Here is a 23,765-nt window from a genome sequence, read left to right on the forward strand (position 1 = left end):
CCACACCAGTTTCACCCGCTCGCGGTCGCGAAGAACAGATCTTGATCCGCTCGAAACGGAAATCGTTCTCGAGCGGTGTTCTCGAGGGTAACCGTATTCGTCTCTCGATCGTACTCGACGAGACTGTGATCGACGAGCCGCGGGATGTGACAGTGGACTAACGACGTGACGACTCGAGTGTGCGTTTCCTCCTCAATGTCGCGTTGGTGCTTCCCACATTCCATTGCAGCGACTTTGCGTCCGAGCGTCTCAACGGATTCGTGTTTCTCTTCGAAAAGGACCGTAAGTAAGCACCGTCGTCGTGATTTCGAGAGGAGTTGGAACGCTGTTTCTCGACTGATCGGCTGAAGGTTAGTGGAAGGCATACAAATTACTTATGGCTATCTCCTATACAATACTTCCCCCTAATAGTATAAATAATTGAACCTGAGCGTCGGGGTTCGAACGAGGGACGAAACACATAACACGCTTGCTCGAGGATTGTACTGCATGTCCGACGTCGGAACGAGGGGCTTCACCAGCTTCGAAGACCCACCCGAATCGGTTTTCGTAGGGCCGTCCTAGGCCCCATTCTCTACCCCGTTTCGACGGATGTATTGTTCGCGACTGGATTCAGGCGAGTAACGACCGGTATTACCGATGTTCGAACACCAACTGCGATTTCGACGACAGCGCCACCGACAGTATCGACGACGCCCATTGCGGGCGGTGAGAGCATGAGTACGGAGACGCCGGATGACGACCCCGGGAGCGATTCCGGGCAGTCGCTCGAAGATCCCGACCTCGAGGGCGGGTACGACCCCGAAACGGTCGAATCGCGCTGGCAGGATCAGTGGATCGACAAGGATGTCTATGCCTATGACGGCGACCCGAAGCGCGATCCCAACACCGTTTACGCCATCGATACCCCACCGCCGACGGTCTCGGGAAGCCTGCACATGGGACACCTCTACGGCTCGACGCTGCAGGACTTCGCCGCTCGATTCCGTCGAATGTACGACGGCGAGGTACTGTTCCCGTTCGGATACGACGACAACGGGATCGCGAGCGAACGCCTGACCGAGTCGGATCTGGACATCCGACACCAGGACTACGAGCGTCGGGAGTTTCAGGAACTCTGCCGGGAAGTCTGTCAGAAGTACGAGGCCGAGTTCACGGAGCAGATGCAGTCGCTGGGCTGTTCGATCGACTGGAATCACACCTACAAGACGATCGAACCGCGCGTCCAGCGGATCTCTCAGCTTTCCTTTATCGACCTCTACGAGAAGGATCGGGAGTACCGCAAGAAAGCGCCCGCGATCTGGTGTCCCGAGTGCGAGACGGCGATCTCGCAGGTCGAAACCGAAGACGACGAGCGCCACGCACACTTCAACGACATTGCCTTCGAACTCGTGGGCTCGGATGCGCCGCGCGAGGAGTTCGTCATCTCGACGACGCGGCCCGAACTCCTCCCGGCCTGCGTCTCGGTGTTCGTCCACCCCGACGACGAGGAGAACGAGGACCTCGTCGGCGAGACGGCTCGCGTTCCGCTCTTCGGCCACGAAGTGCCGATCATCGCCGACGAGCGCGTCGACATGGAGAAAGGAAGCGGCGTCGTCATGTGCTGTACGTTCGGCGACCAGAACGACATCGAGTGGTACCAGGCCCACGACCTACCCCTGCGGGTCGCGATCGACGAAACCGCGACGATGACCGATCTGGCGGGCGACTACGAGGGGCTGTCCACGGAAGAGGCTCGAGAAGCCATCGTCGAGGACATCGAAGCCGCCGGGCACCTCCGTGACCGCCGCGATATCGTCCACGACATCGGCGTCCACGAACGCTGTGACACGCCGGTCGAGTACCGCGTCTCCAAACAGTGGTACGTCGAGATTCTCGATCACAAAGAGGAGTACCTCGAAGCCGGTCAGGAGATGGACTGGTACCCAGAGAAGATGTTTACCCGGTACCGCCACTGGATCGAGGGCCTCGAGTGGGACTGGCTGATCTCCCGCCAGCGCGACTCGGGGATCCCGTTCCCGGTCTGGTACTGTACGGAGTGTGACCACGAGGTCGTCGCGGAGAAAGACGACCTTCCGGTGGATCCACTCTCGGACGAGCCACCCGTCGACAGCTGTCCTGAATGTGGCAACGACGAGTTCGAGCCCGAAGAGGACGTCTTCGACACGTGGGCGACCTCCTCGCTGACCCCGCTGATCAACGCCGGCTGGGACTGGGACGAGGGAAGCGAGTCCTTCGAGATGGACAACCCCGAACTGTATCCGTTCGATCTGCGTCCGCAGGGCCACGACATCATCTCGTTCTGGCTGTTCCACACCATCGTCAAGTGCTACGAGCACACGGGCGAGGTGCCCTTCGACGCGACGATGATCAACGGCCACGTCCTGGACGAGAACCGCGAGAAGATGTCCAAATCCCGCGGCAACGTTGTCGATCCCGACGACGTGCTCGCGGAGTATCCCGTCGACGCGATCCGCTTTTGGGCGGCTAACGCCGCGGTTGGCGACGACTTCCCGTATCAGGAAAAAGACCTCCGGGCGGGCGAGAAGCTCCTCCGGAAGCTCTGGAACGCCTCCAAGCTCGTCGACACCCTCGCACCCGCCGAGCCCGAGGAACCCGCCGAACTCGAGGCGATCGACCGCTGGATGCTCGCGGAACTCGACGACGCCGTCGTAGAGTTGACTGGTTACCTTGAGGAGTACGAGTTTGCGAAGGCTCGCGACCGCCTGCGGACGTTCTTCTGGAACACGTTCTGTGACGACTACCTCGAGATTGCGAAGACTCGGGAAGACAGTCCGTCGACTCAGTACGCACTACGAACGGCTCACCGAACGTTCCTCGAACTCTGGGCACCGATCCTTCCTCACGTAACCGAGGAGATCTGGCAAGCGATCTACGCCGGCGAAACGAGCGGTGCAGACGCTGGCGACTTCGAGAGCATACACACCCGCAACTGGCCCGAACCGCGCGGCTACGACGCCGACCTCGAGGCCGGAGAGACGGCCATGGAGGCCATCTCTGCACTCCGGCGGTACAAGAGCGAGCGCCAGTTGCCGCTCAACGAAGAACTCGATTCGGTCGCCGTCTACGGCTCGATTTCCGGGTTCGAAAACGCAGTTCAGAACGTGATGCACGTCGCCGATCTCGAGGTGCTCGACGATCAGCCCGAGATCACGACCGAGGTCGCCTCGATCGATCTGGATTACTCGACGCTCGGACCCAAATACGGTTCGACGGTCGGTGACATCGACTCGGGTATCGAGAGCGGAGAGTACGAGATTGACGACGATGCGGGCGTGCTACGTGTTGCTGGCGAGGAACTTGAGGACGACCTGTTCGAGGTCTCCCTCGAGCGGACCTATTCGGGTGACGGCGAGATGCTCGAGACGGAGTCGGCGGTCATCATCGTCGATCACGACGAATAACGCAGAGACAACGAAGATGCGGTGGTAGCAACGAAGGTGCGACGCTCGTTTCACCTTGGGATATCGTTTTTTATTGTCGGACTGAACTGTCGCTATGGAACGATTCAACCGCCGACACGTACTCGGCGTTATTGGAGCCGGGACACTCGCCGGATGTCTAGATACTGGTGGATTGACGGGCTCGTCGAACGGCCCCGGTGAATCCCCCGGAAACGGCGATGACCCGCTCGAGTCGTCCGATCCACCGAACGACCTGCCATCGTCCTGTCCGGATTACGGCGACAGCGTTGATCGGGTCGTTTGTTACGACGATCTCGATTCCGAAGCGGACGACGCGTATCTCGAGCCCTCGGTTCGGACTGTCGATGAAGGGGAGGAGATCGAGTTCACGCTGGTCAACGATAGCGCCGTCGGACTGGAAACGAACTTTTACAATTGGCGAATCGACAAGTACGTCGACGACGAGTGGCACCGCGTCGCCCCGCGGGCGGTCAACCAACCGTTGATGCGACTCGAACCCCGAGAGACGCACACCTGGACGGTGACGATCGACAACGACGGGATCGAGGACGGCGAGGCGGTCGGATTGGTCGGCGGAACGTCCGATATCGACCTCGCGGGGCTCGGTGCCGGCGCGTACGCGTTTCGGGGTCGCGGCTGGTTCGAAGACGAAGGCCACGACGAGGCAATCGCGTTTGCGGCGACGTTCGAACTCGAGGGTCAAACCCTCGGATTGACCGCCATGGACGCCGTTGTCGACACCGAATGGGAGGGAGAGACGCTCGTCGCTCACTCGGATCGGGGCGACCCGGACGACGAGTATACCACCCTCGGCGCGTACGAACTCGAGGTAATCAACAACGACGTGCTCGAGGGTGTCGAACCCGAACCGGTGATCACCGAACAGCTGCTTCGACAGCCCCAGCTCCGGGACACCATCGCGCTCGCACACGAATACGAGAGTTCGATCGTTCGTCTCGAGGAGTACCACGGGACGATGCCGATTTTCGGCCGCGACAGCGATGGTGTCTACGAGTATCAGGGGACGTATTATCGGGTTCGTACCGAGGAACTCGAGGAATGAGTACGAAGCGGTCGTCGCCGTTCGGCCGGCTATTCGTCAACCAACCTGTCTGTCAGTTGATCGTGACGGGGAGTTTACAGCCTTCAGATGACTAGCCCACTGAAGTGTACGCCACGTTGTACACCGTCGGCGCTATGGAAGCAAATTACCACGACGAAGACACCGTGGCGGCGATCACCCAGTTCGAGCGGGATATCGAGGCGCTTATTCTCGAGGCCTTCGCCAACGGTGTCCCTATCGAAGGAGACTGGGTGTTCGTTTCCGAGCCGCCCACCGTTCCCGATTGGACCGTTCTGATCGAGCAGCGCTCGAGACAATGACGAAGTAATTGGACACCACTGAGCCGAAACTCGAACGCACACTCACTGTTTTGTGAAACTTCGAGATGGAGTAATAAATTCAACTTTGATGGGTGAGTTCGACATACTTTCAACCGAATTGGGCAGTGGGGGAAAGGTTATAAAATTGTCCGCCAACCTCATATCGTGCTCAGCTGAAGTCGGTTCGAGACGATCACTCGCCAGCCGCCGTGTAGGCCGAGTATAGGACACCATGAAGACAGATACCACGGACGTCGAGCACCGAAGTGGCGATGTACCTCTTCCGACGAACACGATTTTCGACCTATTACTCGACCAGCGGAGACGGTATGTGCTTTATTATCTCTCTCGACGGCTCGGGGCGGTGTCGATCGAAGAACTCACAGAAGCGATCGAGCTTCGCGAGGGAACCCAGCGCTCGGACAGCCTCGAGCGTATCAGTACGGGCCTTCACCACAATCATTTGCCGAAACTGGTCGATGCGAACGTCGTCAAATATGACCCGACCACCGAACGAGTCGAGCGACTACCGGCGGCGAGCAAACTCGACCCGTATCTCGAGCTCGCCGCGATCGACGATCTCTCCCAGAGAGCCCGTTGCAGTTGACGGTCGAACCGGGTGCGGTCAGGTCGATGGATCTCGTTTGAGATGCCCCGACTCACACAGTTTGATCCGAATAGCGAGCGCGAAAAAGAGCGCGATGAGCGTGAACGTCACCTCCCCGGCGGCGATGACACCGAGTGCGTCGGCCTCGAGGAACATCTCGGTGTCTCGAGCGACGGGAATCGTCGTGTGGTGGGGCTCGCCGGTGATCGGAACGAAGTAGTCGACGATGAGGTTACTGCCGTACCAGAGGAGTGCAATAGCGACCGCGTAGACCGGGAAATCGGTGATGCGGTGCAGGACGAACGCCTGGACGACCATCGCCAGGTGGCTCCAGAAGAGGAACTGGTACATCGCCCAGTGCAGGCCCGCGTACGCGTCGGCGAAGACGATCAGTGTGAAGGGCGTCCAGAGCCCGAGGATGATGTTTCCGAAAAAGGCCAGCGCGGTGAGCCACGGGATTTCGTGACCGAGTTTCCAGCAGGCGATCGCCAGCGCGATAAACAGCGTCGCGAGCGGGCTGTCGGGGATCCACGGCCACATGACCGCCGCGGTGTCGGCGAACTGGCCGCTGTAGTACCAGAACCCGAAAACGGTTCCCAGGAGATTGATCGCGACGACGACCCATGCGAACCGCAATCCGAGATCCTCGAGTACCCGCGGAACAGGAGCGAAGTACCTTGGCAACGGCGCTCGATCGGGCAACCGGGTCGGTGTGGACATCGTCTCGTACGGCGCGACGAACGGACGGGGCAAAACGATAGCGGTTGACGACTGTCTCTCGTGGCGTGAATTTCGTGCGCAAAGGTCGTTTTTCAGGGTAGGGTCGAGCGGTAGGCCTGACGCAACAGTTCTCCGGTGGAAGTATGGTCGGGGGTCGTCCGGAATACGCACTACCTGTGCATCAGATCACGCTGTGTCTGTCGTTGAACCGCAGACGAAACACGTACTATGATGGAATATAACCGTCTGCACCGTGTCGTTCGCTATGAGATCGGACAGTGGCTTTATAGAACATCCTGGCAGCAACATCGAGGAGGCGAACCGGACGTTGGTACGAGAGAAGAATTCCCTCATGGCGCTCGTCGTTTCTGCCCTTGAAGAATAAGCCAGGCAAGCACAGATACTAGTAAAATCATCACTGGCATACCTGTTGTGGAAAGAACACCAAATATCATTCCTCCAGCAAGTAGATGAACAACTATAGCGAGTAATAGTCTAACAAAGTCAATTGTTAAAATACCACTGCGAATCTTATTTCGGATAGAATTTATGAAGATATATAATATGCCAACCCATAGAATTCCAATTATTCCTAACACAACTGTTTCCATCGATGGGATAATGACAAAACCATCCATCTGTATTATGCTATTCAATCTAAAATAATAAAAACTTTATTAATAGAGACGAGCACCGAATTTTTCACTCGTTTAATCTCATCAAAGTCTATATCCAAGGTATTTTTGAGCAGGTTGGCGGACTTTACGGACAGCACTTGATATGACCTGCCCGCATTTCAACTTTCTTGAACTAGACCATGTCAATTACAACCGAACTGTCAGAGCATTGTGTCAGCAAGTGCGAAGAGAGAGTTGCAGAGCGCTTGACCAGAAGCATTACAACCATATCTACTAACTACCTCTGCAGCGACGAGACAAAATCCACCACAAGCAGCCGTGAGTTGCGGATTCAATCTTCCTTGTCTCACACAGGTACTAACACATTGTCTTCTAGTCAATGAATCTCCATATTCGTCACAAGCCTCTGTGACAATAACTAAACATGTTGGCGGTCCAATCGGGCCGATACTTTGGTTCGTGCTAACCTCGTTGTCTGATGCATTCTGCGGTGCAACCGTTTTATTTGTTGAACTAATTGTTTGGACAGCGCGGCCTTCTGATTGAGATGTACTTGCTGGACGGAGCGATGAAGTCTCTGCAGTATCTTTCGCTTCAAAGGCTACAGTATCCACTTTCATCTCTGAAGGTTGTTCTGAATCGGATGACGACTGAACTTCTTCGCTAACTGTTGCAAATGCATTAATGGGAGCTGCTTCGTCTCCATCTTCAGTATTTGCCACAGTTGTAACTATCAGTCCAAATTCTGTTTCCGACTTCGCACAAGGAATGAACAGAACACGTGGATTAATATCATTAAATTCACTTGCAGTCACCTCATTCTCTTCGAATTCTGATGGAAGGCTGTCAATTGCCTCCACATCCGCTGCTTGTGCATGTTCGAAGCCAACAGTGAAGCCTCGGTCAGTAATCGATTCCAACAGGTTGCTCGTATCTGGGTGTTGTTCCAAATTCTCGTAATCTTTCGTAGTTGCTTCCCTGGATGTAATATCGAACACTTCGGACTGCTCCGAAGCCGAGACAGTATTCGTTGCGCCAAGGCCTGTGACACCCATAACCCCTGCTGTACCTACTGCTTGAAGGAGATTTCTTCGATTTATTCGACTTGAATTACTGTTTTTCTGCGACATTCATGTAGGATACTATGGTAATTACCATTAAATGTTTCTATTGAGGTACACTATGTAAGTTATTATTAGGGGAAACACCAAGGTAATATATGGGTTAGTAATAATAACATGGTGTCGGACAGTTGATCTTCGTTGGTCAAAGGACACGCGTAAGTGCGGTGCGTTCAAACGCCATACTATGACCGAGAAGACCGACCTCGAGGAACTGCGACGTGGCACGGACCTGATCAAGCGAGGGTTCGCCCGGATGCAAAAGGGCGGCGTCATCATGGACGTCGTCAATCCCGAACAGGCCCGGATCGCCGAGGAAGCCGGTGCGGTGGCCGTGATGTCGCTCGAGGCCGTCCCCGCGGATATCCGAAAGCGCGGCGGCGTCGCCCGGATGGCGGACCCAGCCGACGTCGAGGAGATCGTGAACGAAGTTTCGATCCCCGTCATGGGCAAATCCCGCATCGGGCACACGAAAGAAGCGCAGATTCTCGAGACCGTCGGCGTCGACATGATTGACGAGAGCGAGGTGCTCACCCCTGCCGACAATGACTACCACATCGACAAGCGCGACTTTACGGCTCCGTTCGTCTGTGGCGCGCGCAACCTCGGCGAAGCCCTCCGACGGATCGGCGAGGGAGCGGCGATGATTCGGACCAAAGGCGAAGCCGGAACCGGCGACGTCAACCAGGCGGTCTACCACCAGCGGACGATCAAAGGCGAGATTCGCAAGATCGAGGGGATGACCCACGAGGAACGCGAAGCCTTCGCTCGAGAGATCGAAGCGCCCGCCGAACTCGTCCACGAAACCGCTGAGATGGGTCGCCTGCCGGTCGTCAACTTCGCCGCAGGCGGCATCGCGACGCCCGCCGACGCCGCGCTTATGATGCACCACGAGTGCGACGGCATCTTCGTCGGCAGCGGCATTTTCGGCGCGGAGAACCCGCCCGAGATGGCCGAAGCGATCGTCGAAGCGACGAACAACTGGGATGACCCGGAAACGCTCACGGAAATCTCGAAGAACCTGGGCAAGAGCATGAAAGGCGACGCGAACGTCGACCTCCCCGAGGACGAGCAGATGCAGGGTCGGGGCGTCTAAGCGGATCGATCGACCCGAGGGGTTCGAAGCGACGGTACGTCACGACCTGCCCTCGACTAACTGATTCTGATTGCCGAGTGAACAGCCGACCGAGGTCGCCCTCCGCGATGTCGTCGTCTCGAGAACCGGTCGTACAAACTTTCAGCCGTGAAGCGTTCGTGTCAGTCAGCTGAGTCGCGGACGGCTTCGATCCGGTTTCCGTCCGGGTCGACGACGTACGCGGCGTAGTAGTGTTCTCCGTACTCGGGTCGAAGCCCCGGCGCTCCGTCGCTCTCGCCGCCTTGCTCGAGCGCTTGTTCGTGGAATTCGTCGACGGCGTCCCGCGTCGGGGCGGCGAAGGCCACGTGTTGTCGAGACGACGGTGGTCGCGCGTCGTCGTCCGCTCGAATCCAGAAACTCTCCGCGTTCTGCGACCGGTAGCCGCTCCCGCCCTCCCAGTCCCACTCCTCGAATCGCGGATAGTCCAGCGGATCGAGAACGGCGTCGTAGAACGACCGCGCCCGTTCAACGTCTCTTACGGCGAGTGACACGTGTGAGTACATTGGCGTTCGGTAAGACGTGATACGCTATCGCTGTTGCTATTATTATCACCCGAGCGAAATGGTGCTCGAAATCTCGACGTCACCGCTTCTCGACGTCACCGCTCTCTGCGTTGACGATGGGTTTAGCGGACGTTGCGGACGATAACGACGGTGCCAAGCAACAGTAGATACATCACCAGGGCTCCGATCCCGGCGGAGAGGACCCTCGAGGGAGCGACTACCGCTCCAACCCCGGCAACCCCGATTGCTCCCGCGAGCGACACGGAACGGACCCACGGGCGTTCCCAGTAGCGTCGGACCGCTTCGGGATCTCGAGTCGCCACCAGTTCGAACGCGACGGTGGCGGCGCTTCCGAGGGCGAAAAACAGGATCGAAAACGACGCCTCCACGAAGACGAACGCGAGCCCGAACGCCGCGAGCGAAACGCCGGCGAGAAGGGCGTCGATTTGGGTCTGCGTCCGAAAACTCATTTCCCGGACTGGTCAATCGCGATACAGCGTCGCGCCCGAGCCGACCTGCGTCTGGTAGGCTCGGCTTTCGATGTCGTTGTCGTCGAACGCGTCGATCATCGCGCCGGCGACGTTGCGTCGATTATTTCGACCGCAGACGGCGAGGATTCCCGGCCCGGCTCCGCTGACGGTGACGCCGGTCGCACCCGTCTCGAGGGCGGCTTCGCGAACGTCGTCGTAGCCGTCGATGAGCGCGGCGCGTTCGGGGGTGACGATTCCATCGTCCATGCCGCGACCGACGAGTTCGGGGTCGTTACGCGTCATTCCGACGGCCAGCGTCGCGGCGTTGCCGACAGTCGAGACGACGTTCTCGAGGGCGGCGTCGTCGGGAACGACCCCGCGCGCGTCTCGCGTCGAGACGGCAGTTTCGGGGAGGCAGGCGACCAGTGGGACCGAGGTGTCGACCTGCGTGACGCCGCTGTCGGTGACGATGGTAAAGCCGCCCAAAAGCGATGGGGCGACGTTGTCCGAATGCGCTTCGCCTGAGACCAGCGCTTCGCCTTCTGCGGCGATCGGGACGAGTTCCTCGCGCGAGTATCCTCTGTCGTAGAGGGCGTTCAACGCGACGGCGGCCGCCGCGGCGCTCGAGGCCGAAGAGCCCAGACCCGAGGCCGGGCGAACCCCCTTGTCGATTTTGATGTGTGCCGGTGCGTCGAGTGCCTTTGCGACCGCACCGACGGTGTTCCCTTCGGGATCTTCGGGAATGAAATCGCTTCCCGCACCCGTCACTGTGATCGTCGTTTCCTGGGCCCGTTCGACGCGGACGATGTCGGCGGGCGTCTCGAGAGCGACGCCGAAGACATCGAAGCCACTCCCGAGATTCGCGCTCGTCGCAGGTGCCCGCACGGTGAGCATGTCGATTCATTCCCAGAGTGCGGCCAAAAAGGTAGCGAACGAAGCCGAAGCGAAACTCGCGTTCAAAGCCGGACCCGAGGGCGGGTTCGAGCCTCGAGATTGGTCTCGCGCTCAGTCGTCCGTTCCCTGTCCGGAGACCGCTGATTCGCCGGTATAGAGTCGATCGAGCCCGAACAGCAGTCCGGTGGCGAGTCCTGCGCCGACGAGCGAGAACGTTGCGATCATGGCGAAGAAGGTCGCGTTCGAAACGCCGAGGAAGAACCCGCCGAGCGCGATGCTCGCCGAGCCGAGGCCGAACTCGCCGAGGTACGTGTAGCCGTAGGACAATCCGCGGCTATCGGCGTCCGTGTAGACGGCGACGGCGTTCTGGTAGAACGGCTGAATCGCGAAGAGGAAAAACCCGAAGACGCCACAGAGGACGACGATGGCACCCAGCCCCATTTCCGTCACCGGAACGAACGCGAGCGCTAGCGCGGTGAGGATCGCGAAGATGCCAGCCAATCCCCGCGCCGGCGAGACGCGACTGATGAGCTTTCCAGCGACGTACTGGCCGGCCATCCCGACGACCAGCAGGCCGACGTAGATATAGAACTCCGGATCGATATCGTACTGCTCCAACGCCGGCACGATTTCGATCCCTTCGATCGCTGGCAATCCGTGGAGGATTTCTGGCAGGTAGGTAAGCATTCCGCGGTAGTACAGCCCTTCGAAGGTGACGATGACGAAGATGATCGCGAACGCGCTCGCGAAGAGGGCTCGAGAACTCGAGACCAGTTCCGGAAGCGAGAGCGCTTCGTTCGGCCCGGCATCGACGTCCTCGTCGACGGCGGCGACGGGATCGAAGTTCGCTTGCAGCCCGTATGCGGTCGCGAAGAAGCCGGGGACGGCGAGTATCGCGGCGACGACGTGCCAGTCGAGGAAGATCAGGAGCGTGGCGGCGACGAACGGACCGAGCGCGATGCCGACGTTGCCGGCGATGCCGTGCCAGGCGAAGACGGTTCCGCGATCCTCGACGCCGGTGCTGATGAGCGCCAGGCCGGCGGGGTGGTAGATGCTCGCGGCGATCCCCCAGAGGACTAATCCGACTGCGATTGCGTAGATCGAGTCGACGAACGTCGCGCCGGCAAGCACGACGAAGGAGAGACTCATCCCGAGCAGACAGAGCAAAATGAGTCGCTTCGTTCCGTACTTGTCCGCCAAAATACCGCCCGGGAGCGCGCCGATACCGAACGGCGCGTAGCCGAGCGCGACGATGATGCCGATCAGTGCAACGCTCACGTCGAACTCGGCGAGCCAGACCACGAGAAAGATCGGGATCGACGTCTCGAACCAGTGGACCAGCGCGTGGCCGGCCATCGTGAAGTTCGCGATCGATTTATCGTTCGCATTGAGAGCCATAGCGACAGTAGTGAGTACCGAAAACGCATCGTCGGGTGTACTTATCCCCTTGGAAAGCCCGCCGACCAGCCGGCACATCTCGCCGGTTGTTTGCCGACTCACCTCGCTCGACCCCTTCGGAGCAAGCCGATCCCCGAACGGTACCGTCTCAGACGAACTGCTGTAAGTCATTGCCGGCGCAACCGCAAGCTGGCCTGCGGTTGCTCCGGTAAATCGTTACAGCAGACCGTATCAGAACAGCAGTTCCTGCTCGAGATCCTGCGGGAGGATCACGTCGATCTCGCCGGCAGATTCGTACTCGTGGAGGACCTCGAGCATGTCCTCGAAGTCGGTGAGCAACTCGTCTTCGAGTTCGTGATAGAAGACGCTCGTAATCCCCGGCATTCGTGCGGTTCGTTCGAACTCGAGTTCCGCGCGTTCCCTGCCCGGCTCGCTGATGCGGGAGGCCAGCGCGGTGTTCGAGGTGTATCCCTGCACGGGGTGTCCCCCGCCGAACCCGATTTTGTGATACTCGTCGACGAGTTTGACCGTGGTCGCGTCGAAGTCGCCGAAGGGGTACGCGAAGTATCTGGCACCCTCGTCGTAGCCTCGTTCCTCGAGCCACTCCTTTCCCTCGCGGATCTCGACTTCCTGTTCGTCGCGGTCCAGATCCGGCAGGTTCGCGTGGGTCACCGTGTGATTGCTCAGACACCACCCGGCGTCGTGGAGGTCCGCGAGTTGCGATTCGCTGAGGCGGGGATAGTCGGTCCCGTTCCGGCCGACATAGTCGGGATTGATGAACGTGACCGCCTCGTAGCCGTAGTCCTCGAGCAGCGGCAGGGCCTCGGTGTGGTCGGTGACGTGGGTGTCGTCGAACTGGATCATCACCTTCCCGGTTTCGGGTCGCGGAACGAAGTGGAGGTCGTCGAACCAGACCGTCCGGGCGGTCTCGTCCGGCGTCCAGAGCTGTAGTTGGATCTCCGTCACCGCGGTTTCGTCGAACTCGTCGTCGAGTTCGTTGATACCGAAATTGTACCGCATGAACGGAATATCGCCGCTTACCGCCCGTCGGTAGTCGATCCGATTCCCGTCTTCGTCCAGCAGCCTGATCCAGGGCGAAACGATCGACTCGGCGGTGACCGCGACACCCGGAACGACGTTCGAGACGTCGATCGGTTCGTCGAACGCCTTCGAAACTCGTCCGGTCGAGGTCGACGACCCAACCTCGAGTCGAGCGCTCTGGGTGCCGATGAGCGACCGATCGCCGTCCGCAGAAAGTGACCCCGCGCCTTCGTTCCAGTTCGAGAGGTCCTCGAAGTCGTCTTCGGACCCGGGTTCGACGACGCCCGAAGCGGGGACCACTTCGCCGTCGTCTTCATATGATTCGTCTTCAGAAGGACTACTCGAGCCGTTCGATTCGCTGGGTGTGGAGCCCGAACAGCCCGCGAGACACATCGTCGTCGCCGCAGTCGCCGTCATTGCCAGATATGCGCGCCTGTCCATGCCGTCGAAACTATCAACGGACGCTATTGTTATGGCTCGGTTAGCGTCATCGTCTCTGAAGTAGGCGGCGACAACCGCGGGACGGAAGCGGTTTCGAGAACGAAACGGTCCGTTCAGGACCGATCGACTGATTCGTCTTCGGCGGTCTCATCTGGTGTGGATGCGGCGTCAACGCCGACCGCGCTCGAGACGTCGATTTCGTCGTCGGGTTCGTCTTGCCCGCCGATGATCAGTTCGCCGTCCTCGGTTTCGACGTAGACGTCGTCGGCGAACCCACCTTCTGCATGCGGGTGATCGGGATCCTCGAGTCGCTCCGGCGTCGAGGCCGCTTCAGGGAGGCCGCCGGAGGGTGCAAACTCGCCGAGCGGGTCGTCGATGGTAATCCCCCACGTCTCGAAGAAGTCGGCGTATCGATCGTAGTGGTCCTCGAGTTCGTCGCCGGGAAATTCCATCATCTCCGTCCAGCCGTGGTTGTAGAAGTCAAAATTCGACTGAATGTGTGTTATTTCGCGCGCCTCGGCTTCCGAGAACCCCTCCTGAAGCGCCGCAAGGTAGGTATCCATCGTCGCGTCGAAGAAGGCGTCGAGTCGCGGCTTGCGCTCCTCAGCGTGTGCGGGATCGGCTTTCTTCGTGAATATTTTCGTGTGCATTCGGACGAGGCCCGATTTGGCGACCGATCGGACGACGGGCGTCTCGAGGGCTTTTCTCGAGGCGAAGTGACGGGCGTTCTGGCGGATCTTCATACCGATACGTGTGAACCCGAGGATAAAGAGGCGTTTGGATAGCGAAAAACTGCATAATCGAACACGGAAACGTCGCCGAGATAGCAATCCACTTTAACCCTCGTTACGAACGATCCGAATATGACCGAGTACGTAATCATCGGTGACGGGATCTCGGGTAGCTCGGCCGCTGAGACCCTCCGGGAGGAAGACCCGGACGCGAATATCACGATCATCACCGATGAGGGGGAGCCACTGTACAATCGCATTCTCATCAAAGAACACGCGAAAGGCAAACTTCCGGAGGCTCCGATTTCGATCCACGACGAGGACTGGTACGCCGAACGAGAGATCGAACTCTCGTTGAACACCCACGTGACGACGATCGACTCTGAGGAAAAGATCGTCCGGATTCACGAGGGCGAGGACATCCCCTACGACAAACTCCTGATCGCGACAGGCGGGACACCGACACAGCTTCCGGTTCCCAACAGCGACGCCGAGGGGATCCACCACTTCTGGACGTTCCAGGATGCACGCGCGATCCGCGAGAGCGCTGAAGCCGCAGACGATGCAGTCGTCGTCGGTGCCGGTCTGCTCGGAATCGACTTCGCGGCCGTCTGTGGCGCACAGGGCGTCGAGGGCAAATACCTGATGCGCGGTGACCGCTGGTGGCGCTACGCACTGTCGGCCGACGGTGCCGAGATCATGCACAATGGTATGCGCGACGTCGGCGTCGAACCGGTGTTCGACAGCGGTGTCGATCATTTCGAGACGGACGACGACGGACAGGTCGCCGCGGCGGTCGATCCGAACGGCGAGCGCTATGAGTGTGACTTCGCCGGCGTCGCCATCGGGCTCACGTTCAACACCGAATTCCTCTACGGAACCGACCTCGAGATGGAGAACGGGATCGTCGTCGACGAGTACATGGAGACGAACCTCGAGGACGTCTACGCCGCCGGCGACATCACGCGGTTTTACGACGTGTTGCTGGGCGAGCAGGCCCAGAACGGATCGTGGGGCTCGGCCAAGGAACAGGGCCGTGTCGCCGCGACCAATATGGCGGCTGACGCCCAGTCAGAGGAGTTTCAGTGGGTTTCCTCCTATTCGATCACGCACTTTGACTTCCCGTTCCTCTCGTTCGGTCACCCGACCCTCGGCGACGAGCACGCGGAACGTCGCTACAGCGACACCGAGTGGCGACGGGTCGCGTTCAAAGACGGCAAGATCGTCGGCGGCGTCCTGATCGGGGATCTCTCCCCGCAGAGTACGTTCAAGAAGCTCATGCGCCAACAGCGCGACGTCGCGGATCAGGCGGAGCTTCTCCTCGAGCAGTCCGTCGACATGGATAAGCTCGCACCGGCACAAGAGCAGTAATTCGTTCGCGGTTCGTTCCCGTCTTTCCCCTCGAACAGACTGACTGACAGCTCGTTCGGCGAGTGCCGGAATCGGCTGGTTCTCACGGATCGAACCGGGTCATGGCCCACCTCGGACCGGTTGATGGCTCCTCGAGGCAAACGTTTATGGTCGACCATGTTATTTGATATCAATAGACATGGCAACCAGTGAAACCATCGATCGATCACCGACGCTTCGGCGCGTCGAGTCAGTTCCTCCGGACGCGACCGTACGCCACATCGATCAACTCGAGGAGCCGACATTGGCGTGGTTTCTCGAGACCCTCGAGTCCGGTGCGACCCCGACCGTCGACGCTCCGGGACTCGAAGACGGGGAGATCATCGTTTTCACTGCGTGCTATCGGTTCGAACTGTCCTGAGGACGTTCGCGCTCACGCGCGTTCTCTCGTCTGGGAGTACAGTCTGTGAGTAACTGGGAGCAAAGCGACTACTGGAATGGCCGAGATTAACCGGCTACTCCTCCCCGAGCGCGGTAATCAGACCGCCCGATCCACTCATCATGATTACTTCCGGCAACGTTACGACGTCACCGCGTCCATCGGTCTCGACGCTCCACCTCGTCGTCCCGTCCGACCGATCCAGCGCCCGCAGTTGGCCGTCCTCGGTGACGAGCACCGCTTCGCCGCTAATCGTGGGGGGTCCGGCGTCATTGGTTGCCAGTTCGGTGGTCCAGGCCGCTTCCCCGTCTCGAGTGATCGCGTAGAGCGCCTCACGCATCGGAACGTACACGTAATTCTCGTCGAGTGCGAGCGGGGATTCGAACCTGTCGCCGGGCACGTTGAACGTCCAGCGTTCGGTCCCGTCGGTGTCGAAGGCGTGAACGAGACTGTCACCCTGCACGACCACCAGTCCGTCATCGACGACCGGCCCCGCGGAGACGCCAGCAGTCGATCGGAACCACCGCAGGTCGCCGGTCTCGGCGTCGACGGCGACCAGGCCGGTCTCTCCCGCCATCGAACCGAGATACAGCGTCCCGTCGTGGACGGCGATCGAACCGGCGAAGGTATAACTCGAGTCGTCTGGGTCGATCTCGTGAGCCCACTGGAGTGAGCCGCTGAACGCTGAAAGCGCGTGGACGCTCCCGCCCCAATCGGGGACGTAGATCGCAGCGCCGTCGACCGTCGGCGGCGCGGTTACTCGTGCGTCGATATCGTAGAGCCACTCCTCGGCGCCGTCGCGTTCGTCGAACCCGACGAGACGGCCCTGCTCGGTGGCTGTCTGGACGCTGAGGACGATGCGAGAGCCGTGTACCACGGGAGGCGAGTTTGCCCCCGACCGAAGCGGAATTCGCCATCGCTCCTCGCCGGATCCGGCTTCGAGGGCGTACAAGTGGTGTCGGTGTGGGTCTCGATCGGACACGGCGTCGACCGGCACGTATATCCGGCTGTCGGCCACTGACGGCGTGCCGGCCGCTCGAGCGTCCTCGAGTTCGGTCGTCCAGACGGTCTCCGGCTCGATGGGTCCCTCGGGGCTCCATCGGGTTTGGCCCGGCTCTCGGCCGACCATCGGCCACTCGCCGTCGACGACTCCGAGGTCGCCGGACGGATTGGCTTGAGAGGCACACCCGGCGAGACCAGCGCTGATAGCGCCAAGCGCTGCGAGGGCCTGGCGACGCGTGAGGGAAGGCATTTCGTGAAAATTGACAGACATTCCAAGTAAGCGTTTGGTTGTTCGAGTGAACGCCGTCGAATCGTTCCTCACGGATCAGGTGTACGAAAATTCCGCCTTGAGCAGGTTCCCGCATCTCGCGTTTGCTTTCAGGTGAGCGTGAGACGTTACGTGGAGCGAGTAACGTACTGATTCGCGAATGCCGAAGAACGAGGGTGTTCGCCAAGAGTCGTGGGATCCGCCAAGAGTCGGCTCGAGTCGGCGAACTCGTCCCCGGTAACTAGCCGATTCGGTTCCGGCTCGAGTGCCGGAACAACAACGATTTAGTGAGTTATCCGACCATAGCCGTTCATGGCACGACAACAGGCCGAAGTCTCCGGGCCCTACGACGCGTTTCGGCAATTTTTCTCCCTCCGACGGGACGTGTTGGTTCTCTCGGTCGCGATGTTCGCGTTCAGCCTGGGCTTTCAGATGACAAACCGGTTTATTCCGGACTATCTCGTCTACCTCGGCGCGGGCGGCTTCGTCGTCGGCCTGTTCGCCACGCTCGGAAATGTCATCGGCGCGGTCTACCCCTACTACGGCGGGATCGTCTCGGATCGCGTTGGTTCTCGGTACGCCCTGACCGTTTTCGGCTTTCTCTCGACGTTCGGATTCGTGATCTGGCTGGCTTCGGCCTACATTCCGACTATCGATCTCGGTGCGATCGTCCTCGAGCCGTGGGTCTGGGTCTTCGTCGGCCTGCTGTTGGCCCAGTGTTGGAAGTCCTTCGGGATCGGCGGCCACTACGCGATCGTCAAGCAGGCGACCGAGCCCAGTCGGTTGGCCCGCGGCTTTGCCAGCACGGAAACGTTCCGGCGGACGGCGTTCCTGATCGCCCCGCTGATCGTAGCCGTTCTGGTGGTCGACGATCTGATGCCCGGGTTCCTGTGGGTGCTCGTCATCGGGATCGTCTTCGCGCTGTTGGGCACGATTGCACAGCACCTCCTGTACGACGCCGACGCGGACACCGTCGGCAAGGAGTTTCAGGGCGTCGGACAGGTGGTCGACGACTTGCGTTCGCTTCCCGACCCGTTAGGTCCGCTGTTAGTCGGCGACGCGCTGGTTCGATTCGCGAACGGGATGGTGTACGCGTTTTTCATCCTGGTCATCACCCTCGAGATGGGAATCGGGCTGGCGCTGTCTCTCCCCGCGGTCGGCACGGTCGAGCTCTCGCCAGCCGCGTTCTTCGGCGTGCTCCTGAGCGTCGAGATGTTCGTCGCGTTGCTGACGATGGCCCCGGCCGCCAAAATAGCGGAGTACACCGGTCTCAAGGCGGTCGTCGGGCTCGGATTTTTCGTCTACGCGATCTTCCCGATCATGCTGATATTCGCGCCGGAGAACGTCTGGATTCTGATCGCCCTCTTTGCTTTTTCGGGCCTTCGATTCGCCGGACTGCCGGCCCATAAGGCCCTGATCGTCGGCCCGGCCGAGCGGGGCGCGGGCGGGCGGGTTACGGGCTCGTACTACCTCGTTCGCGGTGCGATCGTGATTCCGAGCGGCGCGCTCGGCGGGTTCCTGTGGCAGTACGCCACCCCGGAACTCTCGTTCGTGATCGCCTCGATCATCGGGATGGTCGGCGTCGTCTACTTCCTGGTCTTCGGCGAGGAGTTCGAGGCCTACAAGTAGCACTGCGCGGCGATTCCCGCCTCGAGCGGTTCACCACCGATACCTGCTTGCGCAGTTTCCCCCGATACTCGCCTGGAGTGAGTCAGCCCGGTGCTCACGCCAACTCCCGTTCGTCCGGTTCGGCGTCGCGCCGATCGAAGTCGGAATCGGCGGCGTTCTCGTTGCGGGCAGACCACTCTTTCGAACCGGTCGCGCGATCGCTATCGCTCGCTCGAGCCAGTTCGTCGACCTCGAGAAGTTGCTGGGTCTTGTGCTCCAATTCCGCTTCGGAAAGTTCCCCGCGGGCGTACCGACCCTTGAGTTCCTCGAGCGGATCCGTCTCTTTCTCGCTGGCGTCGATCCGTTCCGCTTTTTCCTCGCCCCACCACTCCTCGACGGCCTCGCGGTCACCGAACAGGAGCGCGACGAGTGCCGATCCGAAGAAGACGCCGAACGCTCCCGCGACGATGAGCCAGATCGTTCCGGTCGCGAACCCGACGGCGGCGACCCCGGCCATCAGAATCGCGAACACCCCGGTAACGTTCCGTCGAAGGCGCTCGAGCGGACCGGCTTCGCTCATGACAATTGCGCACGACTTTCAAGTTGAAAAACGTTGCCAGTCGACCCGCTGGGACCGCCGGGCGGTTTCGGTATCAATCACGTTGGTTTGAACCCCGGCCACGTCGGTTTCGGTATCGAAGCCGTTTTGCCTCGGCCACGCCTTTGTCCGTGCATGAACGGCGATAGCGACATGACCCTGGCGTTCGAACTCGAGGCGCTCAAGGAGGTCGCCTCCCCCGAAGAAGTCTTCGAGGACGCCAGAAGCTGGACCACCTACATCGGTGTCGTCTCCGAGAAACCGACCTACGTCGTGACGAACTTCACGCGAAAGAACCGCGTTCGTCAGGACTTTTTCTCGGGACCGCGCGGCGTCGACGAGAGTCTCAGCGGCGTCAAAGGGCAGTTCGACACGGATCGTTACGTCTTCATCGGAGCGAGCGACGACGACGAGGTGCGAGCCGAGAAACTCGACTGGGAGTACCTCGACATCGAAGACGCCGCCGAGGCCGCCGACTGGACGATGGCGGCCGAAACGGAACCCGAGGAGATCGAAACGGACTCGTCTCGAGACGACTGGCCCTGAGCACATTACTCGATTTTTCTTTCGTCGCTCGATCCCACAGTGAATTGACACTATACCCCATCCAGATAGCTACGCGTTTCTATAAGTCCGTGGTCGTTCCAGCGGGTAATCTTGTGATAATCGACGGTTCCAGCCAACAGCATCGGACTGTCGGTGTAACGGTCGGGGGTACCCTTTGAGTGTCTCGGGAAGATTTAGACGATGGCGCACAACAACGATCGGACGAGAGACGCATCGGAAGCGGGCGACGGGCGAGCAGGGGAACGCCCCGACGGGCGACGGGACGAAGCTGGCGGCGGGCGACGGGATGGCGCGGACGGAGGGCGACCGAACGAGGGCGACGGACGATCCGCTGGGGAAGGACGGTCTCCCGTTCGACCGTCTCGACGGCGATTCTTGCAGACAGCGGCAGCAACCACGGCTGTTGCCGGACTTGGCAGCGTCGGCGCTGCCCAACTCGAGGAATCCGAAATCGAACTCGAGGGCGTAAGCGACGGTTGGGTCGGCGTCTCACCCGAGGAGATTGCAGACGAGACGAACCCGACGCTGGTTCTGGAGGAGGGCGAAACCTACGAGCTCACGTGGGAGAACATCGACGGCATCGGCCACAACTTCGTCATCATCGACGACGACGGCGAGCAGTTGGTCGAGACGGAGATTATCGAAGGGGAAGGCGAGACCCAGACGGTGGAGTTCGAAGCCGAAGACGCGATGTCGGAGTACTACTGCGAGCCCCACCCCCAGACGATGCGCGGGGACATCACCACGGACGAGGAGGAAGAAGCGGACCCCGACGAGGAAGCCGAGCCGTATTTCCCCGAGGGACCGACCGTCGGCGTCGAGCCCGTCGCGGAGGGACTCGTCGCGCCGACCGACTTCCACGATCCCGAGGGAACCGACTATCAGTACGTTAGCGATCAGATGGGGGAAGTTTACCGCATCGGCGACGACGGAATCGAGGACGACCCGTTCCTCGACATCAGCGATCGAATGGTCGCTGTCGGCGAGGAGTTCGAAGGCGGCTACGCGGATCCCGAAGGCGACTACGACGAGCGTGGACTGCTCGGCCTCGAGTTCCACCCGGAGGACGATTCCCGTGTGTTCGTCAGCTACAGCGCACCGCCGGACGACGAGACGCCCGACGGCTGGTCACACGTCCAGGTCCTCGCGGAGTTCGAGGCCGACGAGGACGGCGAAACCGCTGATCCGGACTCCGAACGGTCGATCCTCGAGATACAGCACCCGCAGTTCAACCACGACAGCGGTCCGATGGCGTTCGGACCCGACGGCTACCTCTACGTCCCGATGGGCGACGGTGGCGGCGGAAACGACTCGGACTACGGTCACGTCGAGGACTGGTACGACGAGAACGAGGGCGGCAACGGCCAGGACACCGAGGAGAACCTCCTCGGGGGCGTCCTTCGAATCGATGTCGACGAGGAGGAAGACCAGGAGTTCGGCGAGTACGGCATCCCCGACGACAACCCCTTCGCGGAAGGAGGGGACCTCGAGGGCGAGGGCTTAGAAGAATACTACGCGTGGGGACTGCGCAACCCCTTCGGCATCACGTTCAGCGAGGACGATCGGTGCATCGTCGCCGACGCCGGACAGGTGCTCTACGAGGCGGCCTACGAGATCGAGGCGGGGAACAACTACGGCTGGAACGTCAGGGAAGGATCGCACTGTTTCAGCACGGATACGCCGGCGACGCCGCCGGAAGAGTGTCCAATGGAGACGCCCGATGATGTCCGCGGCGGCGAACCGCTCGTCGATCCTGTCGTCGAGTATCCGCAAGTGTACGAGGGCCAGGGCGTCGGCATCGTCATCATTGGCGGCCACACCTACGAGGATGATACGGTCGAGGAACTCGAGGGGCAGTACATCTTCGGCGACTGGACGGTTGATCAGGGTCGTCAAATGCCACAAGGCCGTGTCTTCGCGGCCACGCCGGAGGATATCGACACGAATCCCGACTCCGTCGAGCGCGACGAGTACGGCGGTCGGCCGCGAGACGACCTCTGGGAGATGGAGGAGGTTCTCTTCGACGGCGGCGAGGACGGCGAACTCCACCACTTCGTCCGCCAGTTCGGCCGCGGAGCCGACGGCGAGGTGTACATCCTCGCGAACCAGATCGGCGTCCCCGAGGGCGACACCGGCGTCGTCCTCGAGATCGTTCCCGAGGGCGAGGGCATCGAACTCGAGGCACCCGAGGATGTCGAAGAAGAGCCGGACGACGACGAGGATGTCGAAGACGAAGAAGAGCATCCGGGTGACATAGACGAAGAAGACGAGGAAGAAGCGGATGAAGATGAAGCGGACGACGAAGAGGCGGACGACGAGAACAACGAGTCTACAAACGACGACTGAACAGGCGTCCCGCTCGGTTCATTCGATTCCTTGTTTTTGCTTTATTCGCTATCTTGTATTTTCGAGCGTACGTGCGCGACGCTGTCGCTCTCGATTCAGTGTCTACACGAGTGCGGGCGCAGTCGCTCGTGGTTTGTAGAAAGACGGGGTAGGTCAGTCAGCGTGACCACACGTGGAAACCACGCGGGTCGAAAGGTAACTGCCAGACCGTGCCGTCTACCTGCAACTCTTTTCTCGCACTACAAAACCCCTCCGATATGGAGACCCGAGAACGTGGATTCTCGAGAGCACTCCCGTATCGGGATTCGACTCTTTGTTTCGCCTCGAGATATCATCCAGCTCCGTCGCGAGGCGTCGCGCTTATCCCCTCACCGGCCGAACGTGGCACAATGGCAACACCTCGCGTTCCGGGTGACGATATCGGCACCTTCGAGCTTCCCTGCGGGACCGAGATCGACCCTCGAGACATCGACCTGGGGATGCGTGAGTACGACTGCTCGTGCGGCGAGACTCACGCCGTAGTCACCGACGTGCACCCGCCCTCGAGATTCTTCCCCGAGTCGTTCGTCGCGGTCCTCGAGGAGACCATCGAGGTCGAAGACGAGTTCGAGAGCTTCGGTACGCCGCACTTGCTGGGGGTCACTCTGGAGGAGTTCCCCGAAGAGGTCGCGTCCTACGACGCGGCCGACGATGGCAGCGTCGGCTACACGCTGGTCTGGGTGACTGATTTCGACTCGAGGCGGCTCCACGAGATCGTCGTCGAACTCGTGATCGAACTCATGGACCACGCGATGAGCCACGCGGGCGACGACCAGGCGATCTCGCAGTTCGAACGGCAGATGCTCGAGTTCGACGTCGAGGCGTTCGTCGAGGAGTATCGCCGGGAGCGGGAGTTCGAAACGGAGCACGATCAGGCGCTATGATTCAGATCGTGGTTTGATATTTACTACCGCAAATATCTCCCCGTTTTTCAACGGATAGATACGAACACGAGTCTGCACCTCAGATTGGCAACTAGAATTTCCACGTCATTCACGGGTCACTCCGTTCCGCTCACGG

Annotated in this window: 23 protein-coding genes; 11 read left to right on the top strand and 12 right to left on the bottom strand. The window is 60.2% G+C overall.

Annotation, left to right across the window (positions count from 1 at the left end; translation table 11 throughout):
• Positions 1–11 precede the first annotated feature (11 nt).
• Positions 12–224 carry a hypothetical protein gene (locus QNM96_RS10795; RefSeq protein ID WP_283836268.1) on the bottom strand — a complete coding sequence of 71 codons (213 nt, stop codon included), beginning with the start codon at positions 222–224 and terminating at the stop codon, positions 12–14.
• Between the two features lie 492 nt (positions 225–716).
• Here QNM96_RS10795 and QNM96_RS10800 point away from each other — a divergent pair, with 492 nt between their 5' ends.
• The 4 genes from QNM96_RS10800 to QNM96_RS10815 all read left to right on the top strand — a co-directional run bounded on the left by QNM96_RS10800 (position 717) and on the right by QNM96_RS10815 (position 5,436).
• Entirely contained in the window at positions 717–3,425 is a 2,709-nt protein-coding gene (locus tag QNM96_RS10800; RefSeq protein ID WP_283836270.1) for a valine--tRNA ligase, read from the top strand.
• Positions 3,426–3,519: 94 nt separating this feature from the next.
• Positions 3,520–4,509 (top strand): hypothetical protein, encoded by a 990-nt coding sequence (locus QNM96_RS10805; protein WP_283836272.1) that lies wholly within the window; start codon positions 3,520–3,522, stop codon positions 4,507–4,509.
• 134 nt (positions 4,510–4,643) lie between these two features.
• On the top strand, positions 4,644–4,829 hold the full coding sequence (locus tag QNM96_RS10810) for a hypothetical protein (RefSeq protein WP_283836274.1): 186 nt from the start codon (positions 4,644–4,646) through the stop codon (positions 4,827–4,829).
• A 232-nt stretch (positions 4,830–5,061) separates the two neighbouring features.
• Positions 5,062–5,436 carry a hypothetical protein gene (locus QNM96_RS10815; RefSeq protein WP_283836276.1) on the top strand — a complete coding sequence of 125 codons (375 nt, stop codon included), beginning with the start codon at positions 5,062–5,064 and terminating at the stop codon, positions 5,434–5,436.
• 18 nt (positions 5,437–5,454) lie between these two features.
• On the opposite strand, the gene QNM96_RS10820 is transcribed toward QNM96_RS10815, so the two are convergent.
• From QNM96_RS10820 to QNM96_RS10830, 3 genes are all read right to left on the bottom strand, one after another.
• Complete coding sequence (locus QNM96_RS10820) at positions 5,455–6,156, bottom strand: DUF1405 domain-containing protein (RefSeq protein ID WP_283836278.1); 702 nt, start codon at positions 6,154–6,156, stop codon at positions 5,455–5,457.
• Between the two features lie 350 nt (positions 6,157–6,506).
• Positions 6,507–6,794 carry a hypothetical protein gene (locus tag QNM96_RS10825; protein ID WP_283836280.1) on the bottom strand — a complete coding sequence of 96 codons (288 nt, stop codon included), beginning with the start codon at positions 6,792–6,794 and terminating at the stop codon, positions 6,507–6,509.
• Positions 6,795–6,994: 200 nt separating this feature from the next.
• A complete protein-coding gene (locus QNM96_RS10830; RefSeq protein ID WP_283836282.1) occupies positions 6,995–7,924 on the bottom strand; it encodes a twin-arginine translocation signal domain-containing protein in 930 nt (309 codons plus the stop codon).
• Positions 7,925–8,102: 178 nt separating this feature from the next.
• Between QNM96_RS10830 and pdxS the strand changes: the two genes are divergently transcribed.
• On the top strand, positions 8,103–9,011 hold the full coding sequence (pdxS, locus tag QNM96_RS10835) for a pyridoxal 5'-phosphate synthase lyase subunit PdxS (RefSeq protein ID WP_283836284.1): 909 nt from the start codon (positions 8,103–8,105) through the stop codon (positions 9,009–9,011).
• A 161-nt stretch (positions 9,012–9,172) separates the two neighbouring features.
• Here the strand turns inward: pdxS and QNM96_RS10840 are convergent, their stop codons facing one another.
• From QNM96_RS10840 to QNM96_RS10865, 6 genes are all read right to left on the bottom strand, one after another.
• A complete protein-coding gene (locus QNM96_RS10840; protein ID WP_283836286.1) occupies positions 9,173–9,553 on the bottom strand; it encodes a VOC family protein in 381 nt (126 codons plus the stop codon).
• 122 nt (positions 9,554–9,675) lie between these two features.
• Positions 9,676–10,023 carry a hypothetical protein gene (locus QNM96_RS10845; protein ID WP_283836288.1) on the bottom strand — a complete coding sequence of 116 codons (348 nt, stop codon included), beginning with the start codon at positions 10,021–10,023 and terminating at the stop codon, positions 9,676–9,678.
• Between the two features lie 12 nt (positions 10,024–10,035).
• On the bottom strand, positions 10,036–10,917 hold the full coding sequence (locus tag QNM96_RS10850; RefSeq protein ID WP_283836290.1) for a homoserine kinase: 882 nt from the start codon (positions 10,915–10,917) through the stop codon (positions 10,036–10,038).
• Between the two features lie 111 nt (positions 10,918–11,028).
• On the bottom strand, positions 11,029–12,315 hold the full coding sequence (locus tag QNM96_RS10855) for an MFS transporter (RefSeq protein ID WP_283836385.1): 1,287 nt from the start codon (positions 12,313–12,315) through the stop codon (positions 11,029–11,031).
• Between the two features lie 231 nt (positions 12,316–12,546).
• Positions 12,547–13,797 carry a polysaccharide deacetylase family protein gene (locus QNM96_RS10860; protein WP_283836291.1) on the bottom strand — a complete coding sequence of 417 codons (1,251 nt, stop codon included), beginning with the start codon at positions 13,795–13,797 and terminating at the stop codon, positions 12,547–12,549.
• A 113-nt stretch (positions 13,798–13,910) separates the two neighbouring features.
• Positions 13,911–14,540, bottom strand: a complete 630-nt coding sequence (locus QNM96_RS10865) for a DUF6149 family protein (protein ID WP_283836293.1) — start codon at positions 14,538–14,540, stop codon at positions 13,911–13,913.
• A 120-nt stretch (positions 14,541–14,660) separates the two neighbouring features.
• On the opposite strand from QNM96_RS10865, the gene QNM96_RS10870 reads away from it, so the two are divergent.
• Complete coding sequence (locus tag QNM96_RS10870; RefSeq protein WP_283836295.1) at positions 14,661–15,899, top strand: FAD-dependent oxidoreductase; 1,239 nt, start codon at positions 14,661–14,663, stop codon at positions 15,897–15,899.
• 178 nt (positions 15,900–16,077) lie between these two features.
• Complete coding sequence (locus QNM96_RS10875) at positions 16,078–16,299, top strand: hypothetical protein (RefSeq protein ID WP_283836297.1); 222 nt, start codon at positions 16,078–16,080, stop codon at positions 16,297–16,299.
• Between the two features lie 94 nt (positions 16,300–16,393).
• Here the strand turns inward: QNM96_RS10875 and QNM96_RS10880 are convergent, their stop codons facing one another.
• Entirely contained in the window at positions 16,394–17,569 is a 1,176-nt protein-coding gene (locus tag QNM96_RS10880) for a PQQ-binding-like beta-propeller repeat protein (protein WP_283836299.1), read from the bottom strand.
• Positions 17,570–17,899: 330 nt separating this feature from the next.
• On the opposite strand from QNM96_RS10880, the gene QNM96_RS10885 reads away from it, so the two are divergent.
• Complete coding sequence (locus QNM96_RS10885) at positions 17,900–19,216, top strand: MFS transporter (RefSeq protein WP_283836300.1); 1,317 nt, start codon at positions 17,900–17,902, stop codon at positions 19,214–19,216.
• A gap of 94 nt (positions 19,217–19,310) precedes the next feature.
• Here the strand turns inward: QNM96_RS10885 and QNM96_RS10890 are convergent, their stop codons facing one another.
• Positions 19,311–19,775, bottom strand: a complete 465-nt coding sequence (locus QNM96_RS10890; protein WP_283836301.1) for an SHOCT domain-containing protein — start codon at positions 19,773–19,775, stop codon at positions 19,311–19,313.
• 153 nt (positions 19,776–19,928) lie between these two features.
• On the opposite strand from QNM96_RS10890, the gene QNM96_RS10895 reads away from it, so the two are divergent.
• The 3 genes from QNM96_RS10895 to QNM96_RS10905 all read left to right on the top strand — a co-directional run bounded on the left by QNM96_RS10895 (position 19,929) and on the right by QNM96_RS10905 (position 23,629).
• Positions 19,929–20,339, top strand: a complete 411-nt coding sequence (locus tag QNM96_RS10895; RefSeq protein WP_283836302.1) for a hypothetical protein — start codon at positions 19,929–19,931, stop codon at positions 20,337–20,339.
• Between the two features lie 201 nt (positions 20,340–20,540).
• A complete protein-coding gene (locus QNM96_RS10900; RefSeq protein WP_283836303.1) occupies positions 20,541–22,706 on the top strand; it encodes a PQQ-dependent sugar dehydrogenase in 2,166 nt (721 codons plus the stop codon).
• 389 nt (positions 22,707–23,095) lie between these two features.
• Complete coding sequence (locus QNM96_RS10905; protein WP_283836305.1) at positions 23,096–23,629, top strand: DUF5815 family protein; 534 nt, start codon at positions 23,096–23,098, stop codon at positions 23,627–23,629.
• The last annotated feature ends 136 nt before the right edge of the window (positions 23,630–23,765 follow it).

It is taken from the genome of Halostagnicola sp. A-GB9-2, assembly GCF_030068615.1.
GTDB lineage: Archaea > Halobacteriota > Halobacteria > Halobacteriales > Natrialbaceae > Halostagnicola.